Below are 20,338 nucleotides of genomic sequence, written 5' to 3'. Positions count from 1 at the left end.
GTGAGTTGGTAAATACAACCTACGGGAAGTTGTAGATTACAACCATGACTCGGGATGTGGTGATCGACACGATCCAGCGGGGGATCATGGCCATGGCGCGGCGCGCCCGCACCACCGCGGCCGACCTGCACCCCGCGCTGACGCTTGTCGACTTCAGCATGCTCGACCTGCTCGCCGAGCGGGACGGGTGCCGGGCCGTCGACCTGGCCGGCTACTTCCAGCTGGACAAGTCGACGGTGAGCCGTCAGGTGGCGGGGCTGAGCCAGGCCGGGCTGATCCACGTCGCGGCGGGCGCGGGCGGGCGCGGCCAGCTTTGGCGGCTCACGGCGGCCGGGCGCGAGGCCCTCGCGGGCGCACGCCGACGCCGGCTCGACGCCATGTCGGAGCGGTTCGCCGGCTGGTCCGACCGGGACGTCGAGCGGTTCGCCGATTACATCCGTCGATACAACGAAGGCGGCGACGACTTGTTCAAGACTTCTTGACATGTTGCCAATAAGGGCGCTCAATGGGAAACGCCGTTTCGGAGAGTGTTACAGCTGACCTAAGTGGAGGGTCCTGTGCGCCGAATCTTCGCCACCCTTGCCCTGTCCGTCTCCCTACTGGCCGTCGCCCCTTCGGGCGCGCAGGCCGCCGGCTGGACCGCGGTCCGCACGACGGTCGACGTCCCGTGCGCGGCCTTCACCTACCACCCGGCCGCCGACTGGTACTTCCCGTCGACCGCGAGCCCGCGGGCGCTGGTCTACCTGCAGCACGGCTTCTCCCGGTCGAACGGGAACATGCGGGACCTGGCCGAGCACTACGCGGCGGCCGGCTTCCTGGTGTTCGCGCCGACCCTGCCCTCGGCCGACATCTTCGGCTGCACGGTCAGCAATCTGGGCAACAACAACCCGTTCCTGAACAACGTCGCCGCCTGGCTCGGCACCGCGAGCAGCCCGGCCGGCAACCTGGCCAGGAGCCACGCGGCCGCGGCGGCCAAGGCCGGACGGGCGGGCCAGGCGCTGCCGGCGACCTACGTCATCGCGGGGCACTCGGCGGGCGGCGAGTCGGCGACCTACGTCGCCAACCGGCTGCGCACCGCGTACCCGGCCGCGTTCGCGCGGCTGGCCCTCGTGCAGCTGCTCGACCCGGTGAAGTCGCTCATCGGCAACAACGAGCCGGCGGCGCTGGCCGGGCTCGCCGGCACCACGCTGCCGATCCTGGCGATCTCGTCGCCGCCGTACCTGGGTAACAGCAACGCGAACGGGACGGTCGCGCTCACCGACGCGCTCGACCGGTCGTTCCTCGGCGTGCGGCTGACGACCGGCTGCCACTGCGACGCCGAGGGTGCGAGCACCGACGCGCTGTGCACGCTGGTCGACGGCACGCCGCAGGCCAAGAACATCACGGCGCTGCAGACGCTCGCCGTGGCGTGGGCGGCCGACGCGGCCGGCGGCACGACCACGGCGGCGTACTACCCGGGCGGCGGCTACTACCAGGGCCTGCTGACCACTGGCACTGTCGAGACGCTCAGCGGCACCTGAGCGGGGATGCCCGCCCTTCACCGTTGGAGGGCGGGCAGGGCCTCGTCCAGGCCGACGACGTCGGCGTACTTCGCGTTCAGGTCGAACAGGTTGTGCTCGTGCGGGCCGGCGTCGCGGTCCGCGCAGGCCTCCCGCACCACCATCGGGCGGAACCCGTGCTGCAGGGCGTCGAGCGCCGACGCGCGCACGCACCCGCTGGTCGAGTAGCCCCCGATGACCAGCGTGTCCACGCCGTGCGAGGCCAGCCAGGCGGCGAGCGACGTGCCGGCGAACGCGCTGGCGTAGTGCTTGACCACCACCAGCTCGCCCGGCAGGGGCTCCAGCGGAGGCGTGAACTGGCCGAGCGGGTTGCCGGCCGCGAAGACCTTGAGCGCCGGCACCTTGGCGGCGAACAGCGGCGCCTCGCCGCAGCTCTCGTCGGCGTAGCTGACCCGGGTCCAGACCACCGGTAGCGCGGCGGTGCGGGCCGTCTCGGCGAGCGCGGCCATGGCGTCGGCGGCGGCCCGGCCCGTGGACAGGAAGAGCGGCGAGCCCGGCGAGGTGTACGCCAGCGCGGCGTCGACCAGCAGCACGGCCGGGTGCGTTCCCCACCCGAGCCGCCGGGCGAAGCCGGCCGCCGCGTAGTCGTCGTCGAGAGTCGACAAGCTCAGATCACTCCCGCCGAGCGCAGCCGCGCACGCTCCTCGGCGGGCAGGCCGAGCAGGTCCCCGTACACGTAGTCGTTGCTGGCGCCCAGCGCCGGCCCGGCCCAGTTCACCGCGCCGGGCGTCGCGGACAGCCGCGGCGCGACGTTCTGCATCGGCACCGGGCCCAGGGTCGGGTGCTCGACCGTCACGACCGCCTCGCGGGCCCGCACGTGCGGGTCGGCCAGGATGTCGGCGGCCGTGTAGATGCCGCCGGCGGGCACCCCGCCGGAGTGCAGCAGCTCGAGCAGCTTGGCCGCCGGCAGCCCGGAGGTCCACTCCGCGACCAGGCCGTCGAGCTCGGCCTGGTGCTCGCCGCGCGCGCCGTGCGTGGCGTAGCGGGGGTCGTCGGCCAGCTCGGGCCGGCCCATCAGCGTCGCCAGGCGGCGGAAGACGGTGTCCTGGTTGGCGGCGATGAGCACGTCGGAGCCGTCCGCGGTGGGGTATCCGTTGCTGGGCGCCACGTTCGGCAGGATCGCGCCGGTGCGCTCGCGGCGGTACCCGGCGACCGCCCACTCCGGGATCAGCGACTCCGTCATCGCCAGGACGGCCTCGTAGATGGCAGAGTCGACGACCTGGCCGCGGCCGGTGCGCTCGCGCGCGTGCAGGGCGGCGAGGGTGCCGAACGCCGCGTAGGTGGCGGCGAGGGAGTCGCCGATCGAGATGCCGCTGCGCGACGGCGGCCGGTCCGGCTCGCCGGTGACGTAGCGCAGCCCGCCCATGGCCTCGCCGATCGAGCCGAAGCCGGCGCGCGGCGCGTACGGCCCGGTCTGGCCGTAGCCGGTGACCCGCACCAGGATGAGCCGGGGGTTGAGCTCCGACAGGGTCTCGTAGGACAGGCCCCACCGCTCCAGCGTGCCGGGGCGGAAGTTCTCCAGCAGCACGTCCGACTCGGCGACCAGGCGGCGCACCAGGTCCTGGCCCTCGCTGGTGCGCAGGTTGCAGGTCACCGACTTCTTGTTGCGCGCGACCACCGGCCACCACAGCGACTGGCCGTGCGGCTTCTCCCGGCCCCACTGGCGCATCGGGTCGCCCTTGCCGGGCTCCTCCAGCTTGATCACCTCGGCGCCGAAGTCGCCGAGCAGCTGTCCGCAGAACGGCCCGGCCAGCAGCGTTCCGGTTTCGATGACCCGGATGTCGGTCAGGGGAGCTGTCACGCGGCTAGCCTAGCTAGAGGAAACAATGTTTCGCTAGTCGGAACAGAGGAGGGTGGCGGGTGGAAATCGTCGAGGTCGGCCCGCGCGACGGCCTGCAGAATGAGAAGCGAGTCCTGCCCACCGGGACCAAGGTGGAGTACGTGCGCCGGGCGGTCGCCGCCGGGCTGCGCCGCCTCGAGGTGGCCGCGTTCGCCCGGCCCGACCGGGTGCCGCAGCTCGCCGACGCCGAGGACGTGCTGCGCGGCGTCCCGCGCGGCGCGGGGGTCCGCTACGTCGCGCTGGTGCTCAACGGCCGCGGCCTCGACCGCGTCCTCGCACTGGAGCCGGGCCACCGCCCGGACGAGATCAACTTCGTGGTGGTGGCGACCGACGAGTTCGCCCGGCGCAACCAGGGCATGACCACGATGGCGTCGCTGGACGGCTTCCGGTCGGTGGCGCAGCGGGCGCGGGCGGCGGGCATCCGCGTCACCCTCACCGTCGCGGCCGCCTTCGGTTGCCCGTTCACCGGCGAGGTCCGCCCCGACCGGGTGCGGGAGATAATCGCGAACGCGGGCCCGATGGACGAGCTGTGCCTGGCCGACACGATCGGCGTCGGCGTGCCGGCGCAGGTCGGCGAGCTGGCGGCCGCCGCCCGCGAGGTCGTCGACGTGCCGCTGCGCGCCCACTTCCACAACACCCGCAACACCGGGTACGCCAACGCGATAGCCGCGGCGAACCTGGGCTTCGCGGCGCTCGACGCGAGCCTCGGCGGGATCGGCGGCTGCCCGTTCGCGCCGGCGGCGACCGGCAACATCGCCACCGAGGACCTCGCCTACCTGCTCGGCCGCTCCGGCCTGGCGACCGGCGTCGCGGTGCCGCACGCCGCCGCGACCGGCACCTGGATCGGCGCCGAGCTGGGCCTTGACGCGGTGCCCGCCCAGCTGGGCCGGGCCGGCGACTTCCCCGGCTGAGCCGCCCTTGCGCAGGAATGGAAACGGTGTTTCCATTCTGGCATGTTGCGGTCCGGTGGCGCCGATCTCACGATCGCGGGTGGAGTGCGGGAATTCGGCCGGGCGACCCCGGCCGCGATCGCGGTGCGCGACGGCGACCGCGAGCTGACCTACGCGGCGCTCCACGAGCGCTCGTCGCGGCTGGCCAACGCGCTGCTCGCGGCCGGGCTCGGCACCGGCGACCGGGTCGGGCTGCTCTGCGGCAACCGCCTGGAATACCCGGAGATCGCCGCCGGCATCGCCAAGGCCGGCCTCGTGCTGGTCCCGGTCAACCCGCGGCTGACCGCGCCGGAGGCCGCCTTCATCCTGGGCCACTCGGGCGCCCGGCTGCTGATCGCGGACCCCGCGCTCGCCGTGCCCGAGGCGGCGGTGCGCGTCGTCGGCATCGGCGGCGAGTACGAGCGGTGGATCGCCGCGGCGCCGGCCCGCGACCCCGAGGTGCCGGTCGACGAGCGCGACCCGTTCTGCATCGCCTACACGGCCGGCACCACCGGCGACCCCAAGGGCGTGCTCATCTCGCACCGCTCCCGCTGCCTGACCTTCTACGCCACCGCGCTGGAGTGGGGGCTCGGCCCCGGCCGCCGCACGATCGCGGTCGCGCCGATGTACCACGGCGCCGGCTTCGCGTTCGCTTACGCGGCCGTCTACTGTGGCGCCACGGTCAGCATGCTGCGCTCGTTCGACCCCGGCGCGCTGCTCGACCTGATCGACCGCGAGCGGGCGCAGTCGGTCTTCCTGGTGCCGACGCACGCGCAGCTGATCCGCGAGGCGGTCGGCACCGTCCCGGCCCTGCCGTCGCTGGACACCCTCTACTTCAACGCCGCCGCCCTGCCCAAGGTCCTCAAGGAGTGGGTGTTCGAGGCCTTCCCCGGGGCCGGGGTGCACGAGCTGTACGGGTCGACCGAGGCGGGAGTGGTGACGAACCTGCGGCCGCCGGACGCCCGGCGCAAGGCCGGCACGGTCGGCCACCCCTGGTTCGCCACCCAGGTGCGCATCGTCGGCCCGGACGGCCTGCCCGTCGCGCCGGGCACGCCGGGCGAGCTGTACAGCCGCTCGCCGTACCTGATGAACGGCTATCACGGGAACCCGGCGGCGACCGCGGCCTGCACGACCGACGACGGCTTCCTCACCTCGGGCGACATCGTCGTCGCCGACGAGGAGGGCTTCATCTCGATCGTCGACCGGGCGAAGGACGTGATCATCACGGGCGGGGTGAACGTCTACCCGCGCGACGTCGAGGAGGTGCTGCTCACCCACGACGCCGTGGCCGAGGCCGCCGTGGTCGGCGAGCCGGACGGCCGCTGGGGCGAGCGGGTGGTGGCCTACCTGGTCTGCCGTCGCGCGGTCGAGGCGCCCGCGCTGGACGCGCACCTGCGGCAGCGGCTGGCCGGCTACAAGGTGCCGAAGGAGTTCAAGGTCGTCGCGGCGCTGCCCCGCAACGCCGCCGGCAAGGTGTTGAAACGCGAGCTGAGGAGTACGCCGTGAGGGCACACGTGGAACTCATCCACGAGGACGACTACATCTTCCACGCCGGCGAGCTGCCGTACGGGGAGGGCAGGATCCTGGAGCGGCGGCTGTCGGTCGACGAGGAGGACGGCTCCTCCTCGCTCGCGCTGCACGCCACCGCCGACTGGGGGCGCTCGGCCGGCGTGCCGCACGCCGACACCGAGTTCTACGTGGTCTCGGGCTCGCTGTCCTACGGCGGGCGCGAGCTCGGCCCGGGCGGCTACCTGCAGGTGCCGCGCGGCGTCCCGATGGACTGGCTGAAGATCCACGAGGGTGCGCACGTGCTGCACTGGCGCGAGTACGGCGACTGCGGCTTCGACCCGGCCACCAACCTGGGCGAGGCGACCCGGCAGGCGGACGCCGACGGCGAAGTCACCGTCGTCGACGCGAATGCGCAGGAGTGGGTGGCCGCGCCGACCGTCGGCCCGCTCACCCCGCTCTACATCAAGCTGCTGCACCGAGACCCGAAGACCGGCTTCTACACCCGGCTGATCCGGGCGCCGAAGGGCTGGAGCGACCACCGCCTCGCGCACCACCCGTGCTACGAGGAGTTCTATACGCTCAGCGGAAAGATGGCGTACAACTTCGGCGACATCGACGAGGGCACCTACTGCTTCCGCCCGGCCGGCGTGAAGCACGGCCACTTCGTCGCCGAGACCGACATCGACTGGATCATCCGCTCCGACGGCGAGCTGATCAACTGGTACACCACCGACGAGTGGGTCAAGTGGGGCGGCACCGCCGAGAACTACGAGCACGGCCACGCCCCGGTCATCTCGACGCTGCCGGTGCGCTCCCGCTCCCGCGGCGAATGGTCCGGCGACGGCATGTGAGCGCGGCCAGAGCGCCGGGGGCCGCGGCCCCCGGCGTTTCAGCGCGCCACGAACGCTCCGCGCGGGGCTCCGGTCACCACCCCGTTCGCGTACGCGACCCGGCCGCGCAGCACCGTCGCGACGGGCCAGCCGCGCACCTTGTGCCCCTCGAACGGGCAGTGGTCCTGCCCCGAGAGCAGCAGCTCGGCCGTGACCTCCCGCTCCAGGTCGGGGTCGACCACGGTCAGGTCGGCGTCGTAGCCGACCAGCAAATTGCCCTTGCGCCCGTCCAGGCCGTACGCGCGGGCCGGGTTGCCGGCCGCGAGCTCGGCGACCCGGGCCGGTGTCAGGCCGCGCTTGTGCATCCCCTCGCTGATCAGGATGGGGTAGAGCAGCGCGGTGCCGCCGAAGCCGGGCAGGGCCGGCCAGAGCGCGTCGCCCTTGTTCTCCTCGAGGCAGCAGGCGTGGTCGGAGGCGACCCAGTCGATCGAGCCGTCGAGCACGCCGGCCCAGAGCGCCTCGGTGTCGGCCGCCGACCGGATCGGCGGGTTCACCTTGCCGCCCAGGCCGCCCCGGGCGTCGAGCTCGTCGTGGGTGAGGCAGAGGTGGTGCAGCGTCACCTCGAGGCGCATGTCGGTGCCGGGCATCGCGGCCCGGGCCTCCCGCGCCGCGGCCAGGGCCTCGCCGGAGGAGAGGTGCAGCAGGTTGACCGGGCAGCCGGTGTGCCGGGCCAGGGTGGTGGCCTCGCCGATCGCCACCCGCTCGGTCAGCGGGGGCCGCGCGTCCGAGTACGCCCGCAGCGTCTGCGGGTCGCCCGCCGCCCGTACCCGATCGATGAAGAGCCGCATCAGCTCGGCCTGCTCGCAGTGCAGCGACAGGGAGATCCGCCGGTCGCCGGAGGTGTTCGCCGCCGCGACCGCCTCCATGAGCTGGTAGAGGTGGCCCAGGTCGTACTCGTCGCTCATGGTGAACGCCTTGGCGTCGCGCGAGTCCGCGGCGAGGTTGAATCCCTTGTAGAACATGTAGTACTTGAAGCTCGACACGCCGTGCCCGTCGACCAGGGCGGGCACCTCGCGCACCTGGGCGGTGTCCATCGGCGCGAGGTGGAAGCCGTAGTCGGTCCACGCGTGGCCGGCCACCGCGCCGAGCACCTCGGGCAGGATCTCGCCGTACGGCCCGGTCTTGTCGAGGTAGTGCTGGCCGGTGCGGAAGTAGGAGAGCACCGTGGTGGCGCCGCCGACCAGCGACGAGCGGGTCTCCTGCGCCGCGTCCACCTCCAGCGGGCGGTAGATGCCGAGGTGGAAGTGCGCGTCGACGGCGCCGGGGAAGACCAGCCTGCCGGCGGCGTCGAGCACCTCGTCGCCCTCGGCGGCCGGGATGTCGTCGGCGATCGCGGCCACCCTTCCGTCCCGGGTGGCGAGGTCCGCGCGGACCGTGCCGAGGTAGGGCAGCACCAGCGTGCCGCCGCGGACCACCAGTTCGTAACGGCTCATGCCTCGACGACCTCCCTCTGCGTTTCGCACACTGTAACGAGGTTTCCTTCACCGGAACAGGGCGTTAGGGTGTGCCATGCCCGCCTCTCCGCTGGACGGCGTCCGCGTCGTCGACGCGTCCACCCTGTTCGCCGGCCCGCTCGCCGCCACCGTGCTGGGCGACTACGGCGCCGACGTGGTCAAGGTCGAGCACCCCGGCAAGGGCGACCCCGCCCGCGGGCACGGCCCGGCCAAGGACGGCGTGCCGCTGTGGTGGACCATGCTCGGCCGCAACAAGCGGACCGTCAGCCTCCACCTCGGCAAGCCGGCCGGCGCGGCGGTCGCCCGGCGGCTGCTCGCCGGCGCCGACGTGCTGATCGAGAACTTCCGCCCCGGCACCCTCGAGCGCTGGGGCCTCGGCCCCGACGTGCTGCACCGCGACAACCCCGGCCTGGTCATCGCCCGGGTCACCACGTACGGCCAGACCGGGCCGTACGCCGGCCGGCCCGGCTTCGGCACGCTCGCCGAGGCGATGAGCGGCTTCGCGGCGATCACCGGCCCGGCCGACGGCCCGCCGACGCTGCCGCCGTTCGGCCTCGCCGACGGCATCGCCGCGCTCACCTGCGCGCAGGCCGTGCTGACCGCGCTGTACCACCGCGACGTGCACGGCGGCGGCGGTCAGGTGATCGACCTGGCCATCGTCGAGCCGATGCTCACCGTGCTGGGCATGCAGGCGATGGTCTACGACCAGCTCGGCATCGTGCAGGGGCGGACCGGGAACAGGTCGGTCAACAACGCGCCGCGCAACACCTACCGGACCCTCGACGGGCAGTGGGTGGCGATCTCGACCAGCGCGCAGGCCGTCGCCGAGCGGGTCATGCGGCTGGTCGGGCGCCCCGAGCTGATCGACGAGCCGTGGTTCGCCACCGGGGTCGGGCGGGCCGGGCACGCCGACGAGCTGGACGAGGCGGTTGGCTCCTGGATTGCCCGACGGGACCTGGCGAGCGTGCGGGCGGCGTTCGACGAGGCGCAGGCCGCGGTCGCGCCGGTCTACGACATCGCCGGCGTCTTCGCCGACCCGCAGTTCGCCGCGCGGGACTCGGTGACCACGGCCGACGACCCGACGCTCGGGCCGGTGCGGATGCCCGGCCCGCTGTACCGCCTGTCGCGCACGCCCGGCCGGATCGCCTGGACCGGCCGCGAGCTCGGCGCGAACACCGACGAGGTGCTCGCCGGACTCGGCTACGACGAGGACGAGCGGGCCGCACTGCGGGCCGAGGGAGTCATCTGAATGAAGGTTTTCGATCTGGCCCAGCCGATGCGGCGGGGCATGCCGCAGTCGCCGAACCATCCGGCGTACACGCACGCGCTGGTGCGCCGGCACGGCGACCAGGTGCGCGCGGGCGGCGGCTCGGCGGCCAACGACATCCTGGTCACCGGCACGCACGTCGGCACGCACATCGACGCGCTCGCGCACGTGTCGCAGGACGGCCTGCTGCACGGCGGGGTCGAGGCGGCCTCCGTCCAGTCCGACGCGGGGTTCTCCCGCCTCGGCATCGACGAGTTCCCGCCGTTCGTCGGCCGGGGGGTCTTTCTCGACGTTGCGGCGCTGCACGGCGTACCGGTGCTGCCGCCCGGCTATGCGGTCACCGCGGCCGACCTGTCCGCCGCGGCCGGGGAGCTCGAGATCCGGCCCGGCGACGCGGTCCTGGTCGGCACCGGATGGTCGCGGCTCTTCGCCGACGGCGCCGCCTTCCTGGGTGCCGGGTCGGGGGTGCCGGGCGTCGGCGAGGACGCGGCGCGCTGGCTGGTCGAGCGCGGCGTCGCGGTCACCGGCGGAGAGACCATCGCGTACGAGGCGATCGCGCCCGGAGCGGGGCACGCGAGCCTGCCGGTGCACCGGATCCTGCTGGTCGAGGCCGGGATCAACATCGTCGAGACGATGCTGCTCGCCGGGCTCGCCGACGCCGGGGTGACCGAGTTCCAGCTGATCCTCGCCCCGCTCAAGCTCGTCGGCGCGACCGGCTCGCCGGTCCGGCCCCTCGCAGTGATCCCGTGACCGCCACGCTCGCCGCCCGGCTCGGCGAGTTCGCGGCGGGGGTCGAGCCGCCCGCAGAGGTCCGGGCCGACGTGCCGGGGCGTGTCCTCGACACGTTCGGCAACGCCCTCGCCGCGTACGCCGAGCCGGACGCCGACGCCGCGCGGGCGGCCCTCGCGACCATGACGCGCTGGGGCGGCGTGCCCGAGTCGACCGCGATCGGCTCCGGCGCCCGGCTGCCGGCGCCCTCGGCGGCGCTGGTCAACGGCGTGCTCGCGCACTCGCTCGACTACGACGACACGCACCTGCCGTCGGTGCTGCACCCGAGCGCGTCGGTGGTGCCGGCCGCGCTCGCCGCGGCCGAGGCGGGCGCGCCCGGCGACCTGATCGCCGCGATCGCCGCCGGGATCGAGGTGACCAACCGGCTCGGCATGGCCGGGCTGGACCCGGACACCGGGGCGAACCTGTTCTTCGAGCGCGGCCAGCACGCCACCTCGATCTGCGGCACGATCGGCGCGGCCGTCGCCGTCGCCCGCCTGTACGGCCTGCCGCCGGGTGGGATCGCCGACGCCATCGGGATCGCGGCCTCGATGGGCGCCGGGGTGCTCGAGGCCAACCGCACCGGCGGCTCGGTCAAGCGGGCGCACTGCGGCTGGGCGGCGCACGCCGGGGTGGTGGCGGCGACCCTGGCGGCCGACGGGCTCACCGGGCCGCCGACGGTCCTGGAGGGACGCTTCGGCTTCTTCGCGGCGCACACCGGCGTCTTCGGCGCCGACGCCGTGACCGACGGGCTGGGCCAGCGGTGGGAGCTGCTGCGGACGGTCTTCAAGCCGTACCCGGCCAACCACTTCACCCACCCGGGCATCGACTGCGCACTCGCGCTGCGCGCCCAGGGCCTGCGGGCGTCCGATGTGGAGGGCATCGAGCTCGGAGTCGCCGAACCCGTGCTGCGCACGATCGCGGAGCCGACCGTGGAGAAGGCCCGCCCGCGCAGCGGCTACCACGCGAAGTTCTCCGGGCCGTACACGATCGCCGTCGCGCTGACCGGCGGCGGCGGGCTCGGCGTCGGCCTGGACGACTTCGCGGTGCTCGATCCCGTGCGCCTCGACCTGGCCGCCCGGGTGCGCGTGCACGCCGACGCCGCGGCCACCGAGGCGTTCCCGCGCGCGTTCGCGGCCGTGCTGCGCGTGCACACCCGCGACGGACGCGAGCTGTGCCACCGGGTCGCGGGCTCGCGCGGCGGGCCCGAGAACCCGCTCACCGCCGCGGAGGTCGCCGCCAAGTTCGCGGCCAACGCGTCGCGGGCGCTGAGCGCCGAGCGGGTCGCCGCGCTCGCGGCCGCCGCCGGCCGGCTGGCGGACGGCGGAGCGGTCTCGGACCTCTTCGCGGCCTGACCCGTTATGGGAAACGGTGTATCGCAGGGCGAGATACGGCCGTCCGGAGGCTTGACACGGCAGGTGGGCCGGACTTTATTGAAACCACGCTGATGGAAAACGCCGTTTCCTCTATGGAAACAGGGGGAGGCCGGATGCGTACCGCGCGCCAGCGCACCGGTCGCGGCACGCTCGGCGGCCGGTGCTCCCACCTGAGAGAGGGGACGCGGCAACACATGAAACAGTCCGCACGCAGGGCAATGACGGCTGCGGTGGCGGCGCTCGCCGCCGTCGCGGCCGGGGCGGCACCGGCCGCCGCATACGGGCCGGCCGCCAACTCCCTCGGTTGCCGGCTCTACTTCGGCAACACCGGCACCGGCAGCTCGCCGACGACGTGGAACGACACCTTCACGCTGAACCAGACGCCGGCCTCGCCGACGCCGGGCCAGACCGTGACCGTGACGTTCACCGCCGTCGCCGGGCCGAACAACGGCCCGGTCCCGCTGGTTCCGGGCGACGTGCCGGTCAAGGTCACCGTCAAGATCGCCGGTAACCAGACCGGGACGCTCGTCCTCAACCAGGCGACCTACCCGGCGGTGGCCACGGCTCCGGACGCACCGCTCGGGCCGATCAGCGCCACCGGCACGTTCGTCGCCGGCGCGGCCGGCGCGGGCACCCTCACCGTCGCCCAGGTCAACTTCGCCAACACGTCCGCGGCGACCTACTGCTCCAACGCCGGGGACCGCGACCACAAGGCCGCACCGCAGGACACCACGATCGTGCAGGGCTTCTCCGTCTTCGACGGCGGCGCGACGATCACCTCGGTCACCGGCCAGACGGTCACCGGTCACGCCCGGGCCGGCAACACCGTCAACTACTCGGTCACCGGGTTCGCACCCTCGGCGGCGCTGACGTCGTCGCTGAGGGACGGCACCGGTGGCGGTACGGGGCAGGGCAGCGGCACGGGCACGACCGACGCCACCGGCGCGGGCACCGGGTCGATCGCCGTGCCGACCGGGGCGACGGCCGGCAGCCGGTCGGTGGCCATCACCGACGGCACCAACACGGTGACCGTGCCGATCACCATCCTCGGCAGCCCGACGATCTCGATCACCCCGACCGGCGGCGGGATCGGCACGGCCGTCACCGTGACGGGCACCAACTGGAACCCCGGCAGCACCGTCACGGTGCGCGGCTACAAGCCGCTCACCGGAGCTCCGCCGCCGCCGGCCAGCGCCGACCCGGCGGTCACCGCCACCGCGTCGGGCACCGGCGGGCTCACCGCCGCGTTCACGGTCAACGACCCGGCCACCGCGTACCTGGGCGCACAGGCCGCGAGCCTGTTCGCCACGGCCGTCTGGACCGCCTCGGCGGACTCCTGTGTGGCCGGGGCGGGGAGCTGCGCGCTGTCCTACACCCTGTCCGAGACGGTCACGGCGGGCTCGCTCGCCATGTCGCGCGGCGCCGGCACCAGCTCGATCACGCTCGGGGGCGTCACGCTCAACGGCTCCGCGCAGTCGGCGACCGGCAACCTGCCGGCGATCAACGTGACCGACCACCGGGGCAGCACCTTCGGCTGGAGCCTCACCGCCGCGGTCACCGACTTCAGCGGTGTCCCGGCCGGCTCGATCCCGAAGTCGGCGCTGACCTGGACGCCGGCCTGCGTCGCGCACACCGGGGCGACCAACGCGGTCACCGCGGTGGCCGGCGCCGCCGGGGCGGCCGACACCGCGACGCTCTGCTCGGCGCCGGCCTCGGCGTCCGGCACGGGCGGCTCGTTCGACGCGTCGGCCGGCCTGGCCCTCGCGGTGCCCGCGAACCAGCTCGCGGGCGCGTACTCGGCGACGCTCACGGTCACATTGAGCTGAGCCACGGCAGTCGGGTGGGGACGGTCCGCCAACCGTCCCCACCCACCACCGGCAGCAACGGAAGGGGCCCGGGCATGCGGTTACGCGCGATCGCCGCCGCCGGCATCGTCGCGGCGCTGGCCTGGCCGGCCGCGCCGGCGTCCGCCGCCGGTAACGGGGAGTGGGCCGTCACGCCCACCCCGGCGGCCAAGGCCGGGCCGACCCCGCGGGTCTACTTCTTCCTCGACGCGAGCGCGGGCCAGACCGTCAAGGAGTCGGTGCGCGTCGTCAACCTCGGCAAGTCGCCCAAGTCGTTCCTGCTCTACGGCGCCGACGCGTACAACACCGCCCGGGACGGCGGCTTCGCCATGCGTACCAGCGCCGAGCCGCAGAAGGACGTCGGCGCCTGGGTCAAGGCTGCGGTCGCGCGGGTGACGGTGCCCGGCGGCGCGCAGGCCGACGTCCCGTTCACCATCGCCGTGCCGCGGAACGCGACGCCCGGCGACCACGTCGGCGGCATCGTCGCGATGGAGACCGAAGCCGGCGTCACCACCGGGGCCGACGGCGCGACGGTGCGGATCCAGCGGGCCGTCGCCGCCCGGGTCTACCTGCGGGTGGCCGGCACCGTCGTGCCCGGCCTCGCCGTGCCGTCGGTGCGGCTGAACCTCGCCGCGCCGCTGCTGCCGCACGCCGCCGACGGCGAGCTCACCTACCAGGTTGCCAACGTCGGCAACGCGCACCTGGTGCCGACGGCGACGGTCCGCGCGACCGGCCTGTTCGGCCACCGGGTGACGATGACCGGCTCGTCGCCGTCCGGGGACTTCGTGCCCGGCGCGACCGGCACGTTCAGCATGCGGGCGCGCGGCGCCTGGCCCGTCGACATCGTCACCGCGTCGGTGGTCGTGCGCGCCGACGGCGGCGTCTACGCCAAGCGCACCGACCGCGCCCTCGTCCTGTCCTGGACCGCCCTCGCCGTCCCGATTGCCGCCGCCGCGGCCGCCTGGTGGGTCCTGAGCCGCCGCCGGCGCAGCCGAACCCTGCGGGCGCGGGGCCCGGTGACCGGATGAGAAGGGTCGCGATCCTGGCGGCCGTCCTGCTCGTCGCCGCGCCGGCGACGCCGGCCTGGGCCGGGAGCCCGAACGCCCGGCTCTCCACCGACCGGGCCCGGACCGGCGACACCGTCCGGGTCACCGGGTCCGGCTGGCCCGCCGGGCAGCTCGTCCAGGCCGTCACCTGCGGCGAGGGCGGGCTCACCGGCTCGGTCGCCTGCGACAACCGCGGCGCGCTGGCGACACCCGTACGCCCCGACGGCACCTTCCGCATCGACCTGCAGGTCGGCGACCCGCCCCGGGCCTGCCCGTGCGTCGTGCACCTCGGACTCGTGCAGGGCGCCGACGACTCGGTGGTGAACCTGCCGCTGGCCGTCACCGGGCACGCCTCAGGCCCGCTGCCGAAGACCGCGGCGCCGCCGCACGTGCTCACGCTCCAGGAGGCGCGGCTCTCCGGCGGGTCCCTGCTCGCCTGGTTCGGCTGGCCCGACCACCTGAAGCTGACCTACACCGTGCGCAACCCGTCCACCGCGACGCTGACCAGCGCCACGCTCAGCGCGCGGATGGCCGGCAACGGCAACGACGACATCTTCTACCAGGCGCCGGTCGGCAGCCTCGGGCCCGGGCAGAGCCGCACCTTCGTCGTGCCGGTCGAGATCCCCCCGCTCGCGTTCGGCAGGTACGCGATGGGCGTCGACGTCGGCGGCCTCGCCGTCGGCCGCGCGCATCACCAGGCGTACCCCTGGGGCCTTTTCCTGCTCAACGCGGCCGGCCTGCTGCTGATCGCCTGGGGTGTGCTGCGGCGGCTGCGCAGGCGGCGCCGGTTCGCCGAGCTGAGCGCGGCCGACGCCGTGCTGCCGGCGGTCGTGCGGCTCGGCGGTCTCGGCGCGTTCCTGGTCTTCGACGACGCGCCGATGGCGGGCCGGCTGCGGCGCCACGCCGGCGGAATGCTCAGCACCGAGGGGCTGCGCACGCTGATCGGCGCGGGCGGCGGGCCGGGGCGCGGCGACTCCGTGCTCGACCTCGACGCGCTCGGGCACGTGCTGGCCCGCCGGTACCCGCCCGGCCCGACGCTGCGGGACACCCTGCTCGAGGAGGAGAGCCCATGACATCGCTGCCGATTCGCGCGGGCGCGGTATTGGTGGCGTGCGTGCTCGCGTACACCAGCTGCGGTGCCCTGATGCCGGGTGCCGCTGGGCCGGAGGCAGTCACCGGCAGCGGGCCGGGTGTCACCGACGACGCGGTGAAGGTCGTCTTCATCGGCACCGACCTGTCCAAGACCGCCTCGCTCACCGGCTTCAAGGACCCCGACGTCGGCGACCCGGAGAAGCAGGTCGCGGCGCTGGCGTCTTACATCAACGCGCACGGCGGCGTCGCCGGGCGCAGGCTCGACGCGGTCTTCGAGAACTACGAGGCGAGCAACGACTCACCGGCCGCCGAGACCACGCTGTGCAACAAGATCACCCAGGACGACCGGGCGTTCGCCGTGGTGCTCACCGGGCAGCTGCAGCCCAACGCCCGGCCCTGCTACGCGCAGCGCCGCACGCTCATGCTCGACGCCACCCTGATCGCCGACGACAAGGGCACGTTCGCCGCGCTCGCCCCGTACCTCTGGACCGGCTCCTTCCCCGAGTACGACGCGTTCGCGACCTCGTTCCTGGCCGTGCTCGGCCGGGAGAAGTTCTTCGACGGCCGCAAGGCGGCCGGCATCGTCGCCGCCGACAGCCCCGCCAACCGGGCCGTCTACGACGGCATCGTCGCGCCGGCCCTGGCCGAGCTCGGCGTCGCCGGGACCGTCGGCTGGGTCGACACCACCGACCTGGGCACCCTCAACACCGGGCTCAACCAGGCCGCCGTCAACTTCCGCGGCAAGCGCATCGACCGGGTGTTCTTCCTCGGCGGCGCCCGGATCGCGCCGTTCTTCATGACCACCGCCGCCGCGCAGAACTTCACCGCCCGCTACGGCGTCTCCACCTTCGACAACCCGACCTTCATGGTCGCCAACCCCGGCACCATCCCGCCGGCCGCGCTCAAGGGGATGGTCGGCATCGGCTTCGCGCCCGCCCTCGACGTGCCCGACAGCCGGCTGGCCTTCCCCGGCACCGACGCCGAACGCAACTGCCAGGGCATCTTCGCCGCCGCCGGGATCGACTTCCGGCGCCGGGAGAACGCCCGGGTCGCGTTCGGCTACTGCGACGCGGCCCTGCTGCTGCAGGCCGCCGCCAAAGACATCGGACCGGACCTCAACGCCGCGGCCTGGGGCAGCGCCGCGCAGGCCCTCGGCACCGGCTTCGCGACGGCGATCGGCTTCGGCGGAAAGCTCGGACCCGGCCTGTACGCCGCCGGCAGCGGCTACCGGGTCCTGCGGTACGACGACGCCTGCCCCTGCTTCACCTACACCGGCGAGGTGGCCGATGTCGGTGCTTGAGGTGACCGGCCTCTCCGGCGGGTACGGCGCGATCCAGGTGCTGTTCGGCGTCGACCTGGCCGTCGCCGCCGGCGAGACCGTCGCGCTGTGCGGACCCAACGGCGTCGGCAAGTCCACGCTGGTCCGCATGGTCGCCGGACTCAACCGCCCGTCCGCCGGGCGGGTCGCCCTGGGCGGCGCGGACATCACCGCCGTGCCCGGGCCGCGGCGGGTACGGCTCGGCCTGTCCACCGTCATCGGGCAGCAGGCGTTCGGCACCCTGTCGGTGCGGGACAACCTGCGGATGCACGCGTACCCGAACGGCCGGGACGACGAGCCGCGGGAGGCCGCGGTCGACGGCGCGCTGGCCGTCTTCCCGCGCCTCGCCGCCCGCGCCGAACAGCCGGCCTCGACGCTGTCCGGCGGCGAGCGGCAGATGCTGGTGCTCGCCAAGACGCTGATCCAGCGGCCCGCCGCGCTGGTCATCGACGAGTTCTCGCTGGGGCTCGCGCCGGTGGTCGTCGGCGGCCTGCTCGAGCTCGTCCGGCGGCTGGCCGCGGTCGGCGTGGCGACCCTGCTCATCGAGCAGTCCGTGAACGTGGCGATGTCGGTCGCCGACCGGCTCCTCTTCATGGAGCACGGCACCATAATCGCCGCGCACACTCCGGCCGAACTCCGCGCCTCACCCGACCTCGCCCGCCGCCTCGTGCTGGGCGGTCACGCCGCATGACCTTCGCCGGCTTCGACTTCGGGCCCGACCGGATCGCCGTCGGGCTGTTCACCGGGCTGACCTACGGGCTGCTCGCGATCGGGCTGGTGCTCGTCTACCGGTCCAGCCGCTTCGTCAACTTCGCGCACGGCGCCATCGGCGTCTTCGGCGCGGCGGTCCTCGCCCGCCTCGCCGGCGCCGTCGGCTACTGGGCGGCGCTGCCCGTCGCGATCGCGGCCGCCGCCGCCCTCGGCGCGCTCACCGAGGCGACGGTCGTGCGCCGCCTGCACCGCCGTCCGCGCGTCATCGGCATGATCGCCACCCTCGGCCTGGCCCAGTTCATCCTGGTGCTGGCGCTGGTCGTCGACCGCTCCAGCTTCAGCGGCGCCACCTTCCCGAAGCCGCCCGGCCTCCCGTCGTTCCACATCGGCACCACGGTCATCGGCCCGTCCCTGACCGCGATGCTGCTGCTCACCCCGGTGCTGCTCGCCGCGCTCGCCTGGTTCCTGCGCCGCACCCGCTTCGGCATCGGCATCCGCGCCGCCGCCGACCACCCCGACGCGGCGACGGTCAACGGGGTCGCCGCGCCCCGCATGGCGAGCCTCGCCTGGGGCATCGCCGGCGCGGTCGCCGCGTTCTCCGCCATCCTGCTCACCCCGACCCAGGGCGTGCAGTCCATCGACTCGCTCGGCCCGGAGCTGCTGCTGCGCGGCCTGGCCGGCGCGGTCATCGCCCGGATGGCGTCGCTGCCGATCGCGTTCGCCGCGTCGCTCGGCGTCGGCGTCCTCGAGCAGATCCTGCTCTCCGGCCAGACCGCCGGCTTCGTCGACGTGGTGCTCGGCCTGGCCATCCTCGTCGCGCTGCTGCGCCAGAGACCGTCCGGGCGCCGCGACGCCGACCCGCCGCCGTGGCGGCGACCCGCCGGCGGCCCGGACCCGCTGGCCCGCGCCGGCCTCGGCGTGCTGCTCGCGGTCGGCGTGCTTCTCGCGTACGCGGTGAGCAACGCGACCGCCTCGATCCTCACCGAGGTGTGCGGCTACGCCCTGGTCGGCCTCTCGGTGATCCTGGTGACCGGCGTGGCCGGCGAGCTGTCGCTGGGCCAGTTCGCGTTCGCCGGCATCGCCGCCGCGGTCTCGGTCCGGGTCGCCTCGGCCACCGGCAACATGTTCCTGGGAGTGCTGGCCGGCTGCGCGGCGGGCGCGTTCTCGGCGGCCGTCGTCGGCCTGCCCGCGCTGCGGCTGCGCGGTGTCGCGCTCGGCGTGACCACGCTCGCGTTCGCGCTCGCCACCAGCGGCTGGCTGCTGCGCCAGCCGTGGCTGCTCGGCGACGGCCTCACCACGCCCTACCCGGTCTGGGACGGTTACGTGGTCAGCGTCGCCACCGACTACTACCTGTTCGCGCTGATGCTGCTGGTCATCGGCTGGTGGGTGACCTCGCGCCTGCGGGCCGGCGGCTTCGGCCGGCTGCTCCTAGCGCTGCGGGACAACGAGGAGGCCGGGCGTGCGCTGACGGTCGCGGCGCCGCTGCGCAAGCTGCACGCGTACGCGGTCTGCGGCGCCCTCGCCGGCCTCGGCGGCGTGGTCATCGGCTTCGGCCAGTCCCAGCTGAGCGTCAACAACTTCCCGGCCTCGGCCAGCATCGACGCGGTGGCGCTCGCGGTGGTGGGCGGCATGGCCCGCAACAGCGGCGCGCTGCTGGGTTCGGCCGTAATCGTCGGCGTTCCCGCGCTGGTGCCGCTCGGCATTCCCGGCCAGGCGGCGCTGACCCTGGGCTGGCTCCTGGTGGTCCTGCTGCTCCCGGACGGCCTCGGCGGCCTACTGGCAGACCTGCGCCGGCGACTGCCGGACCTCCGGCGCGGGCGGGAAGGTAATGGCCCCGGAACACCTCCGACCGCCATCACACCGGACCCGGTCCCGCCTCCGCCCGCTACCGAGCGGCTGCCTGCCGCGCCGCTTGTTCATGACGGCACGGGGGTCCCGTTATTGCAGGTTGCCGGGCTGCGGAGGACGTTCGGCGGGGTGCGGGCCGTGGACGAGGCGAGCTTCGCTGTGGCCGAGGGGGAGATCGTCGGAATCATCGGGCCGAACGGTGCCGGGAAGACGACGCTGTTCGAGATCCTCGCCGGGTTCACCGCCGCGGAGGGCGGGTCGGTCCACTACCGCGGGCGGCCGGTCACCCGGTGGGCGCCCGAGCGCCGCGCCCGCCACGGGCTGGTCCGGTCCTTCCAGGACGCCCGGCTGTTCCCGTCCATGACCGTACGGGAGGCGGTGATGGTCGCGGCCGAGAAGCGGGCGCCGTCGCGGCTCGCCGTCGACCTGCTCGGCGCCGCCGGGCCCGAGGAGGCCAAGGCGGCCCGGGCCGACGAGGCGCTGCGGGTCATGGGCCTCGACGAGCACGCGCACCGCAGCGTCGGCGAGCTGTCCACCGGCACCCGGCGCCTCGTCGAGCTCTGCTGCCTGCTGGTGCTCGAACCGCGCCTGATGCTGCTCGACGAACCCTCGTCGGGGCTCACCCAGGCCGACGGCGCGGCCCTCGGCGACCTGCTGCTGCGGGTCCGCGCCGAGCTCGGCACGACGGTCCTGGTGATCGAGCACGATCTGCCACTGCTGTCCCGGGTGGCCGACCGGCTCATCGCCATGGACGCCGGCCGGGTGATCGCGCAGGGAACCCCCGACGAGGTCCGCGCCGACCCCGCGGTCGTCCTGTCCTACCTCGGCACCGACGAGGCTGCCGTGGCCCGGTCCGGCGCGCCGGCCGGCTGAGAAACAGCGATGGA

17 protein-coding genes are annotated in these 20,338 nt (G+C 74.2%); 14 read left to right on the top strand and 3 right to left on the bottom strand.

Annotated elements, in window-relative coordinates; all coding sequences use genetic code 11:
- The first annotated feature begins 44 nt into the window (after window positions 1-44).
- Window positions 45-482 (top strand): MarR family transcriptional regulator, encoded by a 438-nt coding sequence (locus tag ACIBSW_RS11215; protein WP_354723148.1) that lies wholly within the window; start codon window positions 45-47, stop codon window positions 480-482.
- Between the two features lie 75 nt (window positions 483-557).
- A complete protein-coding gene (locus tag ACIBSW_RS11210) occupies window positions 558-1,520 on the top strand; it encodes an alpha/beta hydrolase (RefSeq protein ID WP_354723146.1) in 963 nt (320 codons plus the stop codon).
- Window positions 1,521-1,537: 17 nt separating this feature from the next.
- Here the strand turns inward: ACIBSW_RS11210 and ACIBSW_RS11205 are convergent, their stop codons facing one another.
- Window positions 1,538-2,164 (bottom strand): isochorismatase family protein, encoded by a 627-nt coding sequence (locus tag ACIBSW_RS11205; protein ID WP_354723144.1) that lies wholly within the window; start codon window positions 2,162-2,164, stop codon window positions 1,538-1,540.
- A gap of 2 nt (window positions 2,165-2,166) precedes the next feature.
- A complete protein-coding gene (locus tag ACIBSW_RS11200; protein WP_354723142.1) occupies window positions 2,167-3,360 on the bottom strand; it encodes a CoA transferase in 1,194 nt (397 codons plus the stop codon).
- Between the two features lie 59 nt (window positions 3,361-3,419).
- Here ACIBSW_RS11200 and ACIBSW_RS11195 point away from each other — a divergent pair, with 59 nt between their 5' ends.
- The 3 genes from ACIBSW_RS11195 to ACIBSW_RS11185 are packed head-to-tail and all read left to right on the top strand — an operon-like array spanning window position 3,420 to window position 6,688.
- The gene (locus tag ACIBSW_RS11195; protein WP_354723140.1) at window positions 3,420-4,310 is read left to right on the top strand and encodes a hydroxymethylglutaryl-CoA lyase; all 891 of its coding nucleotides are present in this window, start codon (window positions 3,420-3,422) and stop codon (window positions 4,308-4,310) included.
- A gap of 42 nt (window positions 4,311-4,352) precedes the next feature.
- Entirely contained in the window at window positions 4,353-5,834 is a 1,482-nt protein-coding gene (locus tag ACIBSW_RS11190) for an AMP-binding protein (RefSeq protein WP_354723138.1), read from the top strand.
- Window positions 5,831-6,688 (top strand): DUF4437 domain-containing protein, encoded by an 858-nt coding sequence (locus ACIBSW_RS11185; protein WP_354723136.1) that lies wholly within the window; start codon window positions 5,831-5,833, stop codon window positions 6,686-6,688. The genes ACIBSW_RS11190 and ACIBSW_RS11185 overlap by 4 nt, the downstream gene beginning before the upstream one ends.
- Before the next feature lie 38 nt (window positions 6,689-6,726).
- On the opposite strand, the gene ACIBSW_RS11180 is transcribed toward ACIBSW_RS11185, so the two are convergent.
- Window positions 6,727-8,160 carry a dihydroorotase family protein gene (locus ACIBSW_RS11180; protein ID WP_354723134.1) on the bottom strand — a complete coding sequence of 478 codons (1,434 nt, stop codon included), beginning with the start codon at window positions 8,158-8,160 and terminating at the stop codon, window positions 6,727-6,729.
- Between the two features lie 76 nt (window positions 8,161-8,236).
- On the opposite strand from ACIBSW_RS11180, the gene ACIBSW_RS11175 reads away from it, so the two are divergent.
- The 9 genes from ACIBSW_RS11175 (at window position 8,237) to ACIBSW_RS11135 (ending at window position 20,324) form a co-directional block, all read left to right on the top strand.
- On the top strand, window positions 8,237-9,430 hold the full coding sequence (locus ACIBSW_RS11175; RefSeq protein WP_354723132.1) for a CoA transferase: 1,194 nt from the start codon (window positions 8,237-8,239) through the stop codon (window positions 9,428-9,430).
- Window positions 9,431-10,198, top strand: a complete 768-nt coding sequence (locus ACIBSW_RS11170) for a cyclase family protein (protein ID WP_354723130.1) — start codon at window positions 9,431-9,433, stop codon at window positions 10,196-10,198.
- Entirely contained in the window at window positions 10,195-11,571 is a 1,377-nt protein-coding gene (locus ACIBSW_RS11165; protein WP_354723128.1) for an MmgE/PrpD family protein, read from the top strand. Before ACIBSW_RS11170 ends, ACIBSW_RS11165 begins: the two co-directional genes overlap by 4 nt.
- Before the next feature lie 239 nt (window positions 11,572-11,810).
- On the top strand, window positions 11,811-13,418 hold the full coding sequence (locus ACIBSW_RS11160; RefSeq protein WP_354723126.1) for a WxL domain-containing protein: 1,608 nt from the start codon (window positions 11,811-11,813) through the stop codon (window positions 13,416-13,418).
- Window positions 13,419-13,492: 74 nt separating this feature from the next.
- Window positions 13,493-14,464: a WxL protein peptidoglycan domain-containing protein gene (locus tag ACIBSW_RS11155; RefSeq protein ID WP_354723124.1), complete on the top strand. Its 972-nt coding sequence runs from the start codon at window positions 13,493-13,495 to the stop codon at window positions 14,462-14,464.
- Entirely contained in the window at window positions 14,461-15,555 is a 1,095-nt protein-coding gene (locus ACIBSW_RS11150; RefSeq protein ID WP_354723122.1) for a hypothetical protein, read from the top strand. The genes ACIBSW_RS11155 and ACIBSW_RS11150 overlap by 4 nt, the downstream gene beginning before the upstream one ends.
- Window positions 15,552-16,874, top strand: coding sequence for an ABC transporter substrate-binding protein (locus ACIBSW_RS11145; RefSeq protein ID WP_354723120.1), 1,323 nt, complete (start codon window positions 15,552-15,554; stop codon window positions 16,872-16,874). The genes ACIBSW_RS11150 and ACIBSW_RS11145 overlap by 4 nt, the downstream gene beginning before the upstream one ends.
- On the top strand, window positions 16,861-17,583 hold the full coding sequence (locus ACIBSW_RS11140; protein ID WP_354723118.1) for an ATP-binding cassette domain-containing protein: 723 nt from the start codon (window positions 16,861-16,863) through the stop codon (window positions 17,581-17,583). Before ACIBSW_RS11145 ends, ACIBSW_RS11140 begins: the two co-directional genes overlap by 14 nt.
- On the top strand, window positions 17,580-20,324 hold the full coding sequence (locus ACIBSW_RS11135; protein ID WP_354723116.1) for a branched-chain amino acid ABC transporter permease/ATP-binding protein: 2,745 nt from the start codon (window positions 17,580-17,582) through the stop codon (window positions 20,322-20,324). Before ACIBSW_RS11140 ends, ACIBSW_RS11135 begins: the two co-directional genes overlap by 4 nt.
- The last annotated feature ends 14 nt before the right edge of the window (window positions 20,325-20,338 follow it).

The organism is Actinoplanes sp. NPDC049668 (assembly GCF_044465445.1).
Taxonomy (GTDB): Bacteria; Actinomycetota; Actinomycetes; order Mycobacteriales; family Micromonosporaceae; genus Actinoplanes.
This window is presented reverse-complemented; position numbering and strand designations above follow the sequence as displayed.

Bases quoted from the DNA above. Each gene is read 5' to 3' on its own strand.
- ACIBSW_RS11145 (WP_354723120.1), top strand. From the start codon at position 15,552: ATGACATCGCTGCCGATTCGCGCGGGCGCGGTATTGGTGGCGTGCGTG.
- ACIBSW_RS11190 (WP_354723138.1), top strand. From the start codon at position 4,353: ATGTTGCGGTCCGGTGGCGCCGATCTCACGATCGCGGGTGGAGTGCGG.
- ACIBSW_RS11140 (WP_354723118.1), top strand. From the start codon at position 16,861: ATGTCGGTGCTTGAGGTGACCGGCCTCTCCGGCGGGTACGGCGCGATC.
- ACIBSW_RS11215 (WP_354723148.1), top strand. From the start codon at position 45: ATGACTCGGGATGTGGTGATCGACACGATCCAGCGGGGGATCATGGCC.
- ACIBSW_RS11160 (WP_354723126.1), top strand. From the start codon at position 11,811: ATGACGGCTGCGGTGGCGGCGCTCGCCGCCGTCGCGGCCGGGGCGGCA.
- ACIBSW_RS11175 (WP_354723132.1), top strand. From the start codon at position 8,237: ATGCCCGCCTCTCCGCTGGACGGCGTCCGCGTCGTCGACGCGTCCACC.
- ACIBSW_RS11155 (WP_354723124.1), top strand. From the start codon at position 13,493: ATGCGGTTACGCGCGATCGCCGCCGCCGGCATCGTCGCGGCGCTGGCC.
- ACIBSW_RS11180 (WP_354723134.1), bottom strand. From the start codon at position 8,160: ATGAGCCGTTACGAACTGGTGGTCCGCGGCGGCACGCTGGTGCTGCCC.
- ACIBSW_RS11170 (WP_354723130.1), top strand. From the start codon at position 9,431: ATGAAGGTTTTCGATCTGGCCCAGCCGATGCGGCGGGGCATGCCGCAG.
- ACIBSW_RS11150 (WP_354723122.1), top strand. From the start codon at position 14,461: ATGAGAAGGGTCGCGATCCTGGCGGCCGTCCTGCTCGTCGCCGCGCCG.
- ACIBSW_RS11135 (WP_354723116.1), top strand. From the start codon at position 17,580: ATGACCTTCGCCGGCTTCGACTTCGGGCCCGACCGGATCGCCGTCGGG.